General features: G+C 67.4%; 18 protein-coding genes (1 of these 18 cut by a window edge). 8 read left to right on the plus strand and 10 right to left on the minus strand.

Features of this window, described 5'->3' with window-relative positions:
• On the plus strand, positions 1–245 hold the 3' portion of the coding sequence (locus tag BM353_RS11875; protein WP_092081145.1) for an EI24 domain-containing protein. 478 nt of this gene lie to the left of the window's left edge; 245 of the gene's 723 nt are visible here — the last part of the coding sequence; its start codon lies off the left edge, out of view; its stop codon occupies positions 243–245.
• On the opposite strand, the gene BM353_RS11880 is transcribed toward BM353_RS11875, so the two are convergent.
• Both BM353_RS11880 and mce read right to left on the minus strand, forming a co-directional pair.
• A complete protein-coding gene (locus BM353_RS11880; protein WP_092081147.1) occupies positions 178–471 on the minus strand; it encodes a DUF1467 family protein in 294 nt (97 codons plus the stop codon). The two genes, BM353_RS11875 and BM353_RS11880, sit on opposite strands and share 68 nt — an antisense overlap.
• 36 nt (positions 472–507) lie before the next feature.
• Positions 508–912: a methylmalonyl-CoA epimerase gene (mce, locus tag BM353_RS11885; protein WP_092081149.1), complete on the minus strand. Its 405-nt coding sequence runs from the start codon at positions 910–912 to the stop codon at positions 508–510.
• 131 nt (positions 913–1043) lie between these two features.
• Between mce and BM353_RS11890 the strand changes: the two genes are divergently transcribed.
• A complete protein-coding gene (locus BM353_RS11890) occupies positions 1044–1760 on the plus strand; it encodes a response regulator (RefSeq protein ID WP_092081151.1) in 717 nt (238 codons plus the stop codon).
• A gap of 16 nt (positions 1761–1776) precedes the next feature.
• Here BM353_RS11890 and thpR read toward each other — a convergent pair whose 3' ends face one another.
• From thpR to ruvC, 5 genes are read right to left on the minus strand one after another with little or no spacing between them, the layout of a single operon-like run.
• On the minus strand, positions 1777–2340 hold the full coding sequence (gene thpR / locus BM353_RS11895) for an RNA 2',3'-cyclic phosphodiesterase (protein WP_092081153.1): 564 nt from the start codon (positions 2338–2340) through the stop codon (positions 1777–1779).
• A gap of 9 nt (positions 2341–2349) precedes the next feature.
• Entirely contained in the window at positions 2350–2985 is a 636-nt protein-coding gene (locus BM353_RS11900) for a hypothetical protein (protein WP_092081383.1), read from the minus strand.
• Entirely contained in the window at positions 2985–4010 is a 1026-nt protein-coding gene (ruvB, locus tag BM353_RS11905) for a Holliday junction branch migration DNA helicase RuvB (RefSeq protein ID WP_092081155.1), read from the minus strand. The genes BM353_RS11900 and ruvB overlap by 1 nt, the downstream gene beginning before the upstream one ends.
• 2 nt (positions 4011–4012) lie before the next feature.
• Positions 4013–4690 (minus strand): Holliday junction branch migration protein RuvA, encoded by a 678-nt coding sequence (ruvA, locus tag BM353_RS11910; protein ID WP_092081156.1) that lies wholly within the window; start codon positions 4688–4690, stop codon positions 4013–4015.
• Complete coding sequence (gene ruvC, locus BM353_RS11915) at positions 4687–5184, minus strand: crossover junction endodeoxyribonuclease RuvC (RefSeq protein WP_092081158.1); 498 nt, start codon at positions 5182–5184, stop codon at positions 4687–4689. Before ruvC ends, ruvA begins: the two co-directional genes overlap by 4 nt.
• A gap of 271 nt (positions 5185–5455) precedes the next feature.
• Between ruvC and BM353_RS11920 the strand changes: the two genes are divergently transcribed.
• The gene (locus BM353_RS11920) at positions 5456–5662 is read left to right on the plus strand and encodes a DUF1127 domain-containing protein (RefSeq protein ID WP_092081160.1); all 207 of its coding nucleotides are present in this window, start codon (positions 5456–5458) and stop codon (positions 5660–5662) included.
• A gap of 75 nt (positions 5663–5737) precedes the next feature.
• Here BM353_RS11920 and BM353_RS11925 read toward each other — a convergent pair whose 3' ends face one another.
• Positions 5738–6607 (minus strand): 50S ribosomal protein L11 methyltransferase, encoded by an 870-nt coding sequence (locus tag BM353_RS11925; protein WP_092081162.1) that lies wholly within the window; start codon positions 6605–6607, stop codon positions 5738–5740.
• 139 nt (positions 6608–6746) lie between these two features.
• Between BM353_RS11925 and BM353_RS11930 the strand changes: the two genes are divergently transcribed.
• The 5 genes from BM353_RS11930 (at position 6747) to BM353_RS11950 (ending at position 10847) form a co-directional block, all read left to right on the plus strand.
• Positions 6747–7430: a haloacid dehalogenase type II gene (locus BM353_RS11930; RefSeq protein WP_092081164.1), complete on the plus strand. Its 684-nt coding sequence runs from the start codon at positions 6747–6749 to the stop codon at positions 7428–7430.
• The gene (locus tag BM353_RS11935; protein WP_092081166.1) at positions 7430–8278 is read left to right on the plus strand and encodes an alpha/beta fold hydrolase; all 849 of its coding nucleotides are present in this window, start codon (positions 7430–7432) and stop codon (positions 8276–8278) included. Before BM353_RS11930 ends, BM353_RS11935 begins: the two co-directional genes overlap by 1 nt.
• A complete protein-coding gene (locus BM353_RS11940) occupies positions 8275–9279 on the plus strand; it encodes a threonine ammonia-lyase (RefSeq protein WP_092081168.1) in 1005 nt (334 codons plus the stop codon). The genes BM353_RS11935 and BM353_RS11940 overlap by 4 nt, the downstream gene beginning before the upstream one ends.
• Before the next feature lie 70 nt (positions 9280–9349).
• Positions 9350–10144, plus strand: coding sequence for a 3-oxoadipate enol-lactonase (pcaD, locus tag BM353_RS11945; protein WP_092081170.1), 795 nt, complete (start codon positions 9350–9352; stop codon positions 10142–10144).
• Positions 10137–10847, plus strand: coding sequence for an alpha/beta fold hydrolase (locus BM353_RS11950; protein ID WP_092081172.1), 711 nt, complete (start codon positions 10137–10139; stop codon positions 10845–10847). The genes pcaD and BM353_RS11950 overlap by 8 nt, the downstream gene beginning before the upstream one ends.
• 51 nt (positions 10848–10898) lie before the next feature.
• On the opposite strand, the gene tsf is transcribed toward BM353_RS11950, so the two are convergent.
• A complete protein-coding gene (gene tsf, locus BM353_RS11955; RefSeq protein WP_092081174.1) occupies positions 10899–11774 on the minus strand; it encodes a translation elongation factor Ts in 876 nt (291 codons plus the stop codon).
• A 92-nt stretch (positions 11775–11866) separates the two neighbouring features.
• Positions 11867–12655, minus strand: coding sequence for a 30S ribosomal protein S2 (gene rpsB / locus BM353_RS11960; RefSeq protein WP_092081176.1), 789 nt, complete (start codon positions 12653–12655; stop codon positions 11867–11869).
• Between the last annotated feature and the right edge of the window lie 87 nt (positions 12656–12742).

Genomic DNA, 12742 nt, shown 5'->3' on the forward strand with positions numbered 1-12742 from the left:
TTTTGCTCGGGCGGGAATATTTCCAGATTGCCGCCATGCGCCGGGTCGGGCGGGTCGAGGCTCGCGCGCTACGTGATCGTCACCGGATGAGCATCTGGGTCGCGGGCGTGGTCATGGCGATTCCGCTCACCGTGCCGCTGCTCAACCTCATCGTGCCGGTGATCGGCGCGGCAGTGTTCACTCACCTGTTCCATCTATTGCCCGGGGCGCCATCCGGTCGGCCCAGTCGAGATCGCGCACGGTAATCTTGCCCGAAAAGATCACCCCGGCGATCACGATCCAGAGCACCGCCGCCACGATCGACGTGATCAGCGCCTTGCGGCCGATCCGGGCGTCGGCAGGCGACGAGGAATGCGTCCCCGGGACAACCTCGCCCGCCTCTCCCTGAGTCGTCATGCGCAGCGGCAAGACGACGAAAAAGACCATGAACCAGATCACGGCAAACAGCACGATGGCGGAGGTGATACTCAAGACGGCGCTCCTCGATGGGGTTGAGTGAGAGGTGGGTCAGACCTCTTCGAGTTCAACCAGACAGCCATTGAAATCCTTGGGGTGCAGGAACAGGACGGGCTTGCCATGGGCGCCGATTTTCGGCTCCCCGCTGCCGAGGACACGCGCGCCCGACGCCTTCAGCTGATCTCGCGCGGCGAGAATATCCTCGACCTCGTAGCAGATATGATGGATCCCGCCCGCCGGATTTTTCTCCAGAAAGCCCGCGATCGGGCTGCCTTCGCCCAGCGGGTAGAGCAGCTCGATCTTGGTATTGGGCAACTCGATGAACACCACGGTGACGCCATGGTCCGGCTCATCTTGCGGCGCGCCGACCGTCGCACCCAGCGTATTGCGGTATTGCGCAGCCGCGGCCTCAAGATCCGGCACCGCGATCGCCACATGGTTCAATCGTCCGATCATGTCCCACTCCTTCTGTCGGCTGTGTTTATGACCACACCCGCGCGGTCCCACAAGCTGACCTTGCGACATTAACCTTCCATTAGCCACGCTTGGGTAAGGCTTGAGGGAGTAATGCCAGTGAGGAAGCCGATATGGACAGTCTTGAGCCGATGCTTCAAGCACGAAGACCGACGCCGAGCCGCCCGCTTTTGGGGCTTACCGTTCTCGTTGTGGAAGACAGCCGCTTTGCCTGCGAAGCCATGCGCCTGTTGTGCCTGCGCAGTGGCGCCCGCATCCGCCGCGCCGACAGCCTGACCGCCGCGCGCCGCCATCTGCAGATCTACCGCCCCTCGGTGGTCGTGGTCGATCTCGGCCTGCCCGACGGCGCGGGAGAGGATCTGATCCGCGAGTTGACCCAGGCCCAGGACAACCAGACCGTCGTGCTCGGGATCAGCGGCGATGACGGAGGGCGCGACCGCGCGATCGAAGCCGGCGCCGATGGGTTTATGGAAAAACCGATCAGCAGCCTCGCGACCTTTCAGGAAACGGTGCTCGCCCACGTCCCGCCCGACATGCATCCGCGCGGGCCGCGCATGATCTCGCAAGAGACGGTCAAGCCCGATCCCATCGCCTTCGAGGACGACATCGCCCATGCGGCCGAGGTCCTATCCGCGTCGGAAGGGGATTACATGATCGGCTATGTGACGCAGTTCCTGCTCGGCGTCGCCCGGAGCGCGGAGGACACGGATCTCGCCGATGCGATCCGGCGGCTGGAAGATGAGCGCACGGATGACACCTATTCGGGCGCGGAAGTGGCGCGGTTTGCCAGCTTCCTGAAATCCCGTCTCGGGGCACGCGCGGCGATCTGAGACCGCGCCCGGCGCTTTACGGCGCGCCGGGCCCCACCGCCCAGGGCGGCAGATCGGGATAGCACGCCAGTTCGTGATAGACCGCGCCCTCCGGACGCAGCTCCGAGCGATACATCGCGACGCGGTCCATCGTTCCGCCCGGCATCTCGACATCCCCGAATCGCTCCAGCGCGCGGCCCGCGCCCTCCAGAGCGGCCACATCGCCCTCGCGCCAGCGCGCGATCGTCACATGCGGCTGAAATCGCCGTTTCTGAAGGCGAATCCCGGCGTCACGCACGCGCCGCTCCAGCCGGGCCTGAAACCCGATCAGGCCCGTGTCGGCGCGCTGCTGGATAGACAGCACGCGCCCCCCTCCCATTACCGACAGCCCGCGCAGACGGATCGGGAGCGCTGGAACGGTCAGGTCCTGCAGCTGGTCATCAAGTTCGGCCAGCTGCGCCTCGGGGACCTCGCCGGCAAAGACCAGCGTCATGTGCAAATGTTCCGGCGCAACCTTCCGCCCGGCCTTGATCCGCCCTTGCAACGCGACGAGCCCGTCGCGCACCGCGTCTGGCATCGGCAGGGCGAGAAAAACACGCATCGCCCGGGCTCACACCCCGGGATCGAGAGCGAGTCGCGCGGCGAGGCGCAGCGCATGGCTTGGATCTTGTGCCGCCGCGGGGAGCACCGGATCGTAGGCGGCGCGGATCAACGCGGCGATCTCCGGCTTCACCACCACCCGGCCATCCTCAAGCGTCGCGAGCGGGGCGCGGGCGGAAAAGGCCCGCTCCGACCAGAGCAGCATGAGCGAAACCGCCTGGGTGAGCGCGAGGGTTTCGGCGTCCAGCTCGGCCATCGCGCCGCGCATGCGCAGAAAGACGAATGAGGCCTGGATCGCGCCGGCCTCATCGAAGCGAAACGCCCGATATTGCAGCGCCTCCGCCGCCTCCAGCCGCGCAACGCGCGGCCCGAGCTCGGGGATGAGACGGTCAAGATCGGGCACCTGCATCAGCTCCGCCCAATCGCGAAAGAAGAACACCATCAGATTGGCGCCAAGTTCCGGATCGGTCTCGGCGATCTCGATGCGGCCCAGCTGCGCCACCGCTTGCAGCGCCGATTTGATCACCCCGAGCGTTTCGTCCTCGACCCCGAAGACCACCGGCGCGATGGGCCGGCCCCAGCGGGCGAAGGCGTAGGAGCCATCATCTCGGGTGAAACAGCGGGTGATATCCTCAGGGCTCAGCATCATTCGAAGAGGCTCCCCTGCCCCGGCTCGATCGGCGCGGCGAGGCCGAGGTGGGTCCAGGCCCGCTGGGTCAGCATTCGCCCGCGCGGGGTGCGCTGCAGCAGCCCCTGTTGCAGCAAAAAGGGCTCGATGACCTCTTCGATCGCATCGCGGCTCTCGCTCAGCGCCGCGCCGATGGTCTCGATCCCAACCGGGCCGCCGCCGTAGTTTTCCGCGATCAGCCGCAGATAGCGCCGATCGGCCCCGTCAAGCCCGACTTGATCGACGCCGAGTCGGGTAAGCGCCCCGTCGGCCAGCGCGCGGGTGATGCGCCCGTCGCCCTCGACCACCGCGAAATCCACCACCCGGCGCAAAAGCCGCCCGGCAATCCGGGGCGTTCCCCGCGCGCGCCGCGCGATCTCCCGCGCGCCGTCCTCGTCCGCCTCGACGCCGAGTTTACGCGCGTTGTGGCTCACGATCCGGTTAAGCTCTTCGACCGTGTAGAACTGCAGCCGCGTCGGGATGCCGAACCGGTCCCGCAGGGGCGTCGTGAGCAGGCCCAGCCGCGTCGTCGCCCCCACCAGCGTGAAGGGCTGCAATTCGATCCGCACGGTGCGCGCCGCCGGCCCCTCGCCGATCACCAGATCGAGCTCGAAGTCCTCCAGCGCCGGATAAAGCACCTCCTCGACAACCGGATTGAGCCGGTGAATCTCATCGATGAAAAGCACGTCGCGCGCATCGAGATTGGTCAGGATCGCGGCCAGATCGCCCGCCTTGGCCAGCACCGGACCGGAAGTCATGCGGAAGTTGACCCCAAGCTCCCGCGCCATGATCTGCGCCAGCGTGGTCTTGCCGAGCCCGGGCGGGCCGTAAAACAGCGTGTGATCCATCGCTTCGCCGCGCAGGCGCGCGCTTTCGATGAAGATCGCGAGGTTGGCCCGCGCCTCCGCTTGCCCGACGAAGTCGCCAAGGCTCTGGGGCCGCAGCGCGCGGTCGGTGTCCTCGGGGAGCGCCTCGGGGCGCAATGTCGGATCGGGCTCGGTCATGCTCATCCTTTGGGCGCAAGGGCGCGCAGGGCAGCGCGGATGAGGTCAGGCGCCCCGGCCTCCGGGGCCTCCTGCGCGGCGCGGGCGACCGCCGCGGCGGCATCCCCCGGAGCGTAGCCGAGATTGGCCAGCGCCGACAGGGCATCGGCCTGCGCGCTCACCGAACTGGGCGGCGCGGCGGGCTCCGCCGCAGGGGCCGCCGGGGCCTCGATCACCGTCTCCGCCTCAAGGGCCGGCGCGCCGGCGGACTGCGCCAGCGCCACGCCCTGCGCCATCACCGCCGGGGCCTTGTCCTTGAGCTCGTTCACGATCCGCTGCGCCGTCTTGGGCCCGATCCCCTTGGCAGCCTTGACCGCGTTCCAGTCACCAAGCGTGATCGCCCGGCTGACCCCCTCGGCACCGAGCGTGCCGAGCACGGCGAGCGAGGCCTTGGCCCCGACCCCCTGCACCGACATGAGCAGCCGGTGCCACTCCTTCTCCAGAAGGGTCGGGAAGCCAAAGAGCTGCAACAGATCCTCGCGCACGACCAGGTCAGTGAACAGCGACGCGGCCTCCCCCGGACCGGGCAGCGTCGCCAGTGTCCGCTCCGAGCAATAGACGATATAGCCCACGCCGCGCACATCGATGAGCACGTGGTCCTCGCCCCGGAAATCGACCCGCCCGCTGATCCGCCCGATCACGAGACGACCCTCCGCGCGATGCGTTCGGCGCTGCGGGCGTGGTGGGCGTGGCAGATGGCGATCGCGAGCGCATCCGCCGCATCGGGCCCCGCGATCTCGCAGCCGGGCAGCTGCATCCGCACCATGTGGTCAACCTGCGCCTTGGCCGCGTGGCCGACGCCCACGACCGTCTTCTTGATCTGGTTGGGCGCGTATTCTCCGATCGGCAACCCCGCCTGCGCGGGCACCAGCATCGCGATCCCGCGCGCCTGGCCGAGCTTGAGGGTCGCGACGGCGTCCTTGTTGACGAAGGTCTGCTCGACCGCGGCGGATGTCGGGGCATAGGCGGCGATCACCGCGCTGAGCCCCTCATGCAGGGCCAGAAGCCGCGCCCCGAGCTCCTTGCCGGCTGAATGGCAAATCCCATTGGCAACATGGCTGATGCGCGATCCGTCGACGTCGATCACACCCCAGCCAAGGTTACGCAGGCCCGGATCGATTCCCAGAACGCGCATCACTGATCCCTGCTCGTTGTTTTGCGCAAAGCACTAGCACGAAACGCGAACAAAGGCCAATCCCCCTCGGAATTGTCCGCGCTGCTCGAACACGCACGCAGACCGCCCGTTCGCGGCGCCCGATCCTTGCAGAAAACGCAAGCCTCATATGCAAAAATACCCGATTGATCGGGCGATCACTCAACACTAAATGCACGCTCTCTCAGGTAACAAGACGGCCAGATAAAACCCGGGCCTGAGTGTTTTGCCAGCCCCTTGGAAGGACGTAACCATGGCTTTTTTTGACTCGATCTATGCTGCGTCTCACCGCAGCGAAACACCCCGCGCGATCTACCGTATCGTGACCGCAATCGCCGACTGGCGGGCGGAGCGCAACACCCGCAAGGCCCTCAGCGCGCTGAGCGACCGGGAGCTGGATGACATCGGCCTGTCCCGCTGGGACATCGATCGCGTGGCCCGCAACGGCGGCGCGCACTGACGACCGGATCGCCTCCGGACAAACGGAACGGCCTCCGCCCCTCGCGGAGGCTTTTTCATGTCCGGGGCGCGGGTCTCAGGGCTTGCGCAGGGTCAGCGTCGACCATTCGCCGATCTCTTCGTGATGCCGGGTCGTGAGCCCGAGCGCCTCGTAGGTCGCGCGCAGCTCTGCCGCCTGATCATTGAGAATACCGCTCAGGATGACATGGCCGCCCTCGGCCAACGCGCCGGTGAGATCGGGCGCGAGGTCGATGAGCGGCCCCTTGAGGATGTTGGCGAAGATCAGATCGAACGGCGCGAGCGCGGCCAGTTCGGGGTGATCGAACCCGGCGGCGACGACGCAGCGCACGGCGCCGTCCATCCCGTTGGCCGCGAGGTTGGCTTCGGCCACCTCTACCGCGACGGGGTCGATGTCAGAGGCGATGACGCGCGCCGGATAGACCCGCGCCGCCGCCATGCCGAGCACCGCTGTGCCGCAGCCGATATCGGCCACGCTGCGGGGCGCAACCTGATCCGTCACCAACCGGTCAAGCGCGCGCAGGCAGCCGAGCGTCGTGCCGTGATGCCCGGTGCCGAAGGCCATCGCCGCCTCGATGAGCAGCGGAACCGCCCCCTCGGGCACCTTGTCCGCATCATGGCCGCCGTGGACGAAAAACCGCCCCGCCTCGACCGGCGTCAGCTCGCGCCGCACCTTGGCCACCCAATCGGTCTCGGGGATCTCGCTCACGGCGAAGGGCTTGGCGCCGAAGGCCGCCGCGAGCAGGGCCAGTTGCGTCTCGTCCGGCGCCTCGATGAAATAGCCGCCGACCTCCCATGTCCCCGATCCGTCCTCAACCTCGAAGACGCCGACCCCGGTGGGCTCGGGCGCGAGGTTTTCCAGCGCGGCCCCGAGCCGTTCGGCCGGCGCCTTGCCGGGCAGGGTCGTCAATGCGGTGAAGGTGGTCATGAGAGCGGCCCTTCTGCGGCTGGCGCGTGGCCCCGGGGGGCGTTGCGCGCTGTCTGTCACGGATGGCACATCGCGGCAAGTCTCGCGGGTCCGGAGCTTTGGTCTTCCGTCCGGCACTGGGCCATGTCAGGGTACGCCCATGACACATAAAGCTTGCGTTTTCGATGCCTACGGCACGCTGTTTGACGTCGCCGCCGCCGCGCGCGCCCTCGCCGCCCGGAGCGAGACCCCGGCGCTCGCCGGCTGTTGGCCCGCGCTGGCCGAAGATTGGCGGCAAAAACAGCTGCAATACACCTGGCTCCGGGCGATCACGGATGAATACGACAGCTTTTGGCAGCTCACCGAAGACGCGCTCGACTGGGCCCTGGAGCGCCACGGGCTGGCGGGAGATCCACCCCTGCGGGCCGATCTGCTCGCGCTCTACGCCCGACTGGAGACCTACCCCGAGGTGCCCGCTGCGCTTGCCGCGCTGCGCCCGACCGGTCTTCCGCTTGCGATCCTCTCCAACGGCGCGCCGGAGATGCTCGACAGCGCCGTGCAGCATGCCGGTTTGGGCGGGGTCTTCGATGCGGTGCTCTCGGCCGACACGCCGCGCACCTTCAAGCCGATGGACGCGGTCTACGCGCTGGTGACCGAGCGCTATGCCTGCGCGCCGCATGAGATTCTCTTCATGTCCTCCAACGGCTGGGACGTGGCAGGCGCTTCGGGCTTCGGGTTCGAGACTGTCTGGATCAACCGCAAGGGCGAGCCGCAGGACCGCCTGCCCCATGGCCCGGCCCATGTGCTCACCGATCTGACATCCCTGCCGGAGCTCGTCTCCTGATGGCGCAGATCCACGGTCGGGGCGGGGTTCCGCTCTACTACGAGGAGAGCGGGGCGGGCCTGCCCATCCTCTGCCTCAGCGGGCTCACGCGCAACGTGCGCGATTTCGACCCCGTGGCGCCGCATCTCGCTGGGTGCCGCCTCATCCGAATGGACTACCGCGGCCGCGGGCGCTCGGGCTGGGCCGACTGGCAAAGCTATTCCATCCCGCAGGAGGCCGAAGACGCGCTGCGCCTGCTGGACCACCTCGGGATCGAGCGCGCCGCGGTGCTGGGCACATCGCGCGGCGGCCTGATCGGCCTCGTCCTCGCCCACCGGGCGCGGGGCCGCCTGCTCGGCCTGGCGCTCAATGACATCGGGCCCGAGATCGCGCCGGAAGGGCTCGGACGCATCGCCGGATATCTCGGCATTGCGCCACCCTGGCCAACGCTCGACGCGGCGGCCGCGGCGCGCCCCGCCAGCTTCCCCGGCTTTTCCGGCGCCTCCTCCGCGCGCTGGCGCGAAGATGTGGCGCGCAGCTACATCGAGACGGAGCGCGGCCTCGCCCTGCGCTATGACCCCAAACTGCGGGATGCCGTGCTGACCGGCGCGGGCGGCCCCCTGCCCGATCTTTGGGAGTGCTTCGCGGCAACAGAGGGCCTGCCTGTCGCCGTGCTCCGCGGCGACGCCTCCGATCTGCTGGCTCAAAGCTGCGTTGATGAGATGGCCCGCCGGCGGCCGGATCTCATCTCCGCCGAGATCCCAGGCCGCGGCCATGTGCCCTTTCTCGACGAACCCGACGCCGTCGCCGCGCTCCATCTCTGGATCCAACGCATGACCGAGACAACGCAAGGAGAGCGCTCCGCATGAATATCGACAGGATCACCGCCGCGCAGGCGCGCATCCGCGAGCACACCCGCCGCACGCCGCTGCTCGGCGCCCCCGCGCTGGACGCCATCGCCGGGCGCCGGGTTCTGGTCAAGGCCGAATGCCTGCAGGCCACCGGCAGCTTCAAGGCGCGCGGCAGCCTCGCCGCAATCACCGCACTGGACCCGGCAGAGCGCGCGCGCGGCGTGCTTGCCTACTCCTCCGGCAACCATGCGCAGGGCATCGCGCGCGCAGCGCAGCTCCTCGGTATTCCGGCGGTAATCATCATGCCGCGCGACGCCCCGGCCGCCAAGGTCGAGGGCACGCGAAGCTACGGCGCGGAGGTGGTGTTCTACGACCGGGACGGGGGCGAAAGCCGCGAGACCCTGGCCCGAACCATCGCCGAAAGCCGCGGGCTCAGCCTCATTCCGCCCTACGAGCACCCCGACGTGATCGCCGGGCAAGGGACCACAGGCCTCGAAATCGCCGAGCAAGCGGCGGCGCTCGGGATCGATAGCGCGGAGGTGCTGGTGTGCTGCGGCGGCGGCGGGCTGACCTCGGGCATCGCCCTCGCGCTGGAGGCGCAGGCGCCGCGTTTCACCGTCCGGCCGGTGGAGCCCGAAGGCTTCGACGACGTCAAACGCTCCCTCGCCACCGGTGCGATCCAGCGCAACCGGGGGGCGGAAAGCGGCCTCTGCGACGCGGTGCTGACACCGCAACCGGGCGAGATGACCTTCGCCATCATGAAGCGCCTCTGCGGGCCGGGCATCGCCGTCTCCGACACGGAGGTGCTCACCGCGATGTCGCTCGCCTTCCGCCATCTCAAGATCGTCGCCGAACCGGGCGGCGCCGTGGCCCTCGCCGCCGCGCTCTTCCACAAGGATGGCCAATCTGGAGACACCGTCATCGCGACGGTCTCGGGCGGAAATGTCGACCCGGCCACCTTCGCCCGCTGCCTTGCCGATCCGGGCACACCGAAACCACAGCGCGGAAACGGAATTTAATCGGTTAAATTCCGGCACGTTTTCTGACAGATCAGAAAACGGATCCCTTGGCTGATGAAAGGCGCGACATATGCAGGTGGCAGATCTTGGCGACGTAAAGCTTCACTACCGGCTCGATGGCGACCCGGACGGCGCGCCCATCGTCCTGGCCAACTCTCTTGGCACGGACCTGCGCGTCTGGGACCAGATCATCCCGCTTCTGCCCGCGGGCTTGCGGATTCTGCGCTATGACAAACGCGGCCACGGGCTGTCCTCCTGCCCGCCCGCGCCCTATGCCATGGGCGCGCTGGTCAAAGATGCCGAGCGCCTTCTCGATCATCTGGGCATGAAAGACGTGCTCTTCGTCGGCCTTTCCATCGGCGGGCTCATCGGTCAGGGCCTCGCGGCCAAACGTCTCGATCTTGTCCGCGCGCTGGTGCTCTCCAACACCGCCGCCAAGATCGGCACGCGCGACATGTGGCAGGCGCGGATCGACAGCATCCGCGCAAACGGCATCGAGGCCATCGCCGATCAGGTGATGGAGCGCTGGTTTGCCAAGCCTTTCCGCCTGACCGCCGCGATGCACGCCTGGCGCACGATGATGGTGCGCCAGCCGCTCGAGGGCTATCTCGGCTGCTGCGCCGCGATCGCGGGGACGGATATGATCACCCCGACGTCGGGCCTGCGCCTGCCCGCGCTTGGGATTGCGGGTTCCGAAGATGGCTCCACCCCGCCGGATCTGGTGCGCGAGACCATCTCGCTCATTCCCGGGGCCGAGCTGAAGCTGATCCGCAACGCCGGGCATATCCCTTGCGTCGAGGCGCCGGAGGCCTATGCGGAGATCCTCTCCGAGTTCATCGAGCAGACAGGGCATCTGAGTGGCTGAGATCCTTCTCGTCCACGGCTCCTGGCACGGGGCCTGGTGCTGGCGCGACCTGATTCCGGAGCTCGCCGCCCGAGGTCACAGCGCGCGCGCGATCGACTTGCCGGGCCACGGGGACGACCCGACACCGCTCCCCCAGGCCACACTCGAACGCTATGCCGAGGCGATCCTCGCCGCGCTCGCCGGCCCCACGGTGGTCGTCGGCCACTCGATGGCCGGCTACCCGATCAGCCTCGCCGCCGAACGCGACGCGCGCAACATCACCCAGCTCATCTACCTCTGCGCCTATGTCCCGGCCCCCGGCCAGTCCCTCGCCGATCGCCGACGCGCAGCGCCGCGCCAGCCGCTGATGCATGCGATCACGGTTGACCGCGCCTCCGGCAGTTTCATCGTCGACCCCGCGAAAGCGCGCACCGTTTTCTATCAGGACTGCCCCCCGGAGACGGTCGACTACGCCACCGCGCGGCTCGGACCCGAGGCGATCCTCCCGCAGGAAACCGCCGTCACGCTCGGGCCGACCTACGCGCGCGTGCCGCGCCATTACATCCGCTGCCTGCGTGATCAAGCCATCCCGCCGGAGTTCCAGGTCACCATGACCGAAGACTGGCCCCCGGCGCAGATCAGCGAGATAGACACCGGCCATTCGCCCTTCTTCGCTGCCCCTGCACGCCTCGCCGACCTCATCGACGCTGCCCTGCGCCAATGAAAAAAGGCGCGCCGTTGCCAGCGCGCCTTTCCGATCAGTTCTTGATCGTTCTCAGCCCTGGGCGGCTTTCGCCACCTCGGCTGCGAAGTCTTCTTTTTCGACCTCGATGCCTTCGCCCACTTCAAGGCGGACAAACCCGGTGATTTCCGCGCCGGCCTCTTTTGCGGCCTGCGCCACGGTGAGATCGGGGTTGATCACGAAGTCCTGGCCCAGAAGCGTCACTTCGGAGAGGAACTTCTTCATGCGGCCGACGATCATCTTCTCGATGACCTGCTCGGGCTTGCCGGATTCGCGGGCGATGTCCATCTGGACCTGACGCTCTTTTTCGACAACCGCCGGATCGAGATCTGCCTCGGAGAGCGACGCGGGGTTCACAGCTGCGATATGCATCGCGACCTGCTTGCCGAACGCCTCGTCTCCGCCGTTGAGCGCGACAAGAACGCCGATCTTGCCCATGCCGTCGGTCGCCGCGTTGTGCACGTAAGACACAACCGTGGTGCCTTCGACGGTGGCCATCCGGCGCAGGGTCATGTTTTCGCCGATCTTGGCGATTTTGTCGGTCAGCGTGTCGGCAACGGTCTTGCCGTCGATGGTGGCCGCGTTGAGCGCATCGAGATCGCCCGCGTTGATCGCGGCATCCGCGATCTGGCCGACCATTGTCTGGAATTCGGCGTTCTTGGCAACGAAGTCGGTCTCGGCGTTGACCTCAACGGCCACACCCTTGGAGCCCTCGACCTTGACCGCAACAAGACCTTCGGCCGCGGTACGGCCGGATTTCTTGGCGGCCTTGGCCAGACCCTTGGTGCGCAGCCAGTCGATCGCCGCGTCCATATCGCCGTCGTTTTCGGTCAGCGCTTTTTTCGCATCCATCATGCCTGCGCCGGTCGTGTCGCGCAGTTCTTTCACAAGTGCAGCTGTGATCGCCATGTCGGCTCTCCTCAAAGTCTTTCCCGAACGGGGTCAAAAAGGGCGCGCTCCTGCATATGCGGCGCGCCCGTGTCATTTTCGTGACAGTTGGCTCAGCCTTCGGCCGGGGCCGATTCTTCTGCCGGAGCTTCGGCGATGGTCTCTTCGACCGGGGCCTCTTCGAAGGCGCCGAGGTCAACGCCGGCGGCGCCAAGCTGGGTCGCGGTGCCTTCCAGAGCGGTCCGGCTCACGAGGTCACAGTAGAGCGCGATGGCGCGGGCCGCGTCGTCGTTGCCGGGGATGATGTAATCCACGCCATCGGGCGAGCAGTTGGTGTCAACCACGGCCACAACCGGGATGCCGAGCTTGTTGGCTTCGGCCACGGCGAGCGCTTCTTTCTTGACGTCGATGACGAAGAGCAGGTCGGGCAGGCCGCCCATCTCGCGGATCCCGCCGAGCGAAGCTTGCAGCTTCGACTGATCGCGCTCCATGCCGAGACGCTCTTTCTTGGTAAGGCCTTCCGCACCCTGGGCCAAAGCCTCGTCGATCTCGTTGAGACGCTTGATCGACTGGGAGACGGTCTGCCAGTTGGTCAGCGTGCCGCCGAGCCAGCGGTGGTTCATGTAGTACTGCGCGCATTTCTCGGCCGCTTCCGCGACGGGGCCAGCGGCCTGGCGCTTGGTGCCGACGAAGAGCACGCGACCACCGCGGGCCACGACATCCTGTACCGCGTTCAGCGCCGCGTCGAGCATCGGCACGGTCTGGGTCAGGTCGAGGATGTGGATGCCGTTGCGCGCGCCATAGATGAACTCGCCCATGCGGGGGTTCCAACGCTGCGTCTGGTGGCCGAAGTGAACGCCGGCTTCAAGCAGCTGGCGCATGGAGAACTCTGGAAGAGCCATGTATCGTTTCCTTTCCGGTTTTCGCCTCGGATCGGGATGAGGCGCCTATGCGCCAACCGGTGGACCGCCGGGGATGTCTCCCCCGGG

It is taken from the genome of Poseidonocella sedimentorum (assembly GCF_900116005.1).
GTDB lineage: Bacteria > Pseudomonadota > Alphaproteobacteria > Rhodobacterales > Rhodobacteraceae > Poseidonocella > Poseidonocella sedimentorum.

Bases quoted from the DNA above. Each gene is read 5' to 3' on its own strand.
- mce (WP_092081149.1), bottom strand. From the start codon at position 912: ATGATCGGACGATTGAACCATGTGGCGATCGCGGTGCCGGATCTTGAG.
- BM353_RS11890 (WP_092081151.1), top strand. From the start codon at position 1,044: ATGGACAGTCTTGAGCCGATGCTTCAAGCACGAAGACCGACGCCGAGC.
- thpR (WP_092081153.1), bottom strand. From the start codon at position 2,340: ATGCGTGTTTTTCTCGCCCTGCCGATGCCAGACGCGGTGCGCGACGGG.
- BM353_RS11900 (WP_092081383.1), bottom strand. From the start codon at position 2,985: ATGCTGAGCCCTGAGGATATCACCCGCTGTTTCACCCGAGATGATGGC.
- ruvB (WP_092081155.1), bottom strand. From the start codon at position 4,010: ATGACCGAGCCCGATCCGACATTGCGCCCCGAGGCGCTCCCCGAGGAC.
- ruvC (WP_092081158.1), bottom strand. From the start codon at position 5,184: ATGCGCGTTCTGGGAATCGATCCGGGCCTGCGTAACCTTGGCTGGGGT.
- BM353_RS11920 (WP_092081160.1), top strand. From the start codon at position 5,456: ATGGCTTTTTTTGACTCGATCTATGCTGCGTCTCACCGCAGCGAAACA.
- BM353_RS11925 (WP_092081162.1), bottom strand. From the start codon at position 6,607: ATGACCACCTTCACCGCATTGACGACCCTGCCCGGCAAGGCGCCGGCC.
- BM353_RS11930 (WP_092081164.1), top strand. From the start codon at position 6,747: ATGACACATAAAGCTTGCGTTTTCGATGCCTACGGCACGCTGTTTGAC.
- BM353_RS11935 (WP_092081166.1), top strand. From the start codon at position 7,430: ATGGCGCAGATCCACGGTCGGGGCGGGGTTCCGCTCTACTACGAGGAG.
- BM353_RS11940 (WP_092081168.1), top strand. From the start codon at position 8,275: ATGAATATCGACAGGATCACCGCCGCGCAGGCGCGCATCCGCGAGCAC.
- pcaD (WP_092081170.1), top strand. From the start codon at position 9,350: ATGCAGGTGGCAGATCTTGGCGACGTAAAGCTTCACTACCGGCTCGAT.
- tsf (WP_092081174.1), bottom strand. From the start codon at position 11,774: ATGGCGATCACAGCTGCACTTGTGAAAGAACTGCGCGACACGACCGGC.
- rpsB (WP_092081176.1), bottom strand. From the start codon at position 12,655: ATGGCTCTTCCAGAGTTCTCCATGCGCCAGCTGCTTGAAGCCGGCGTT.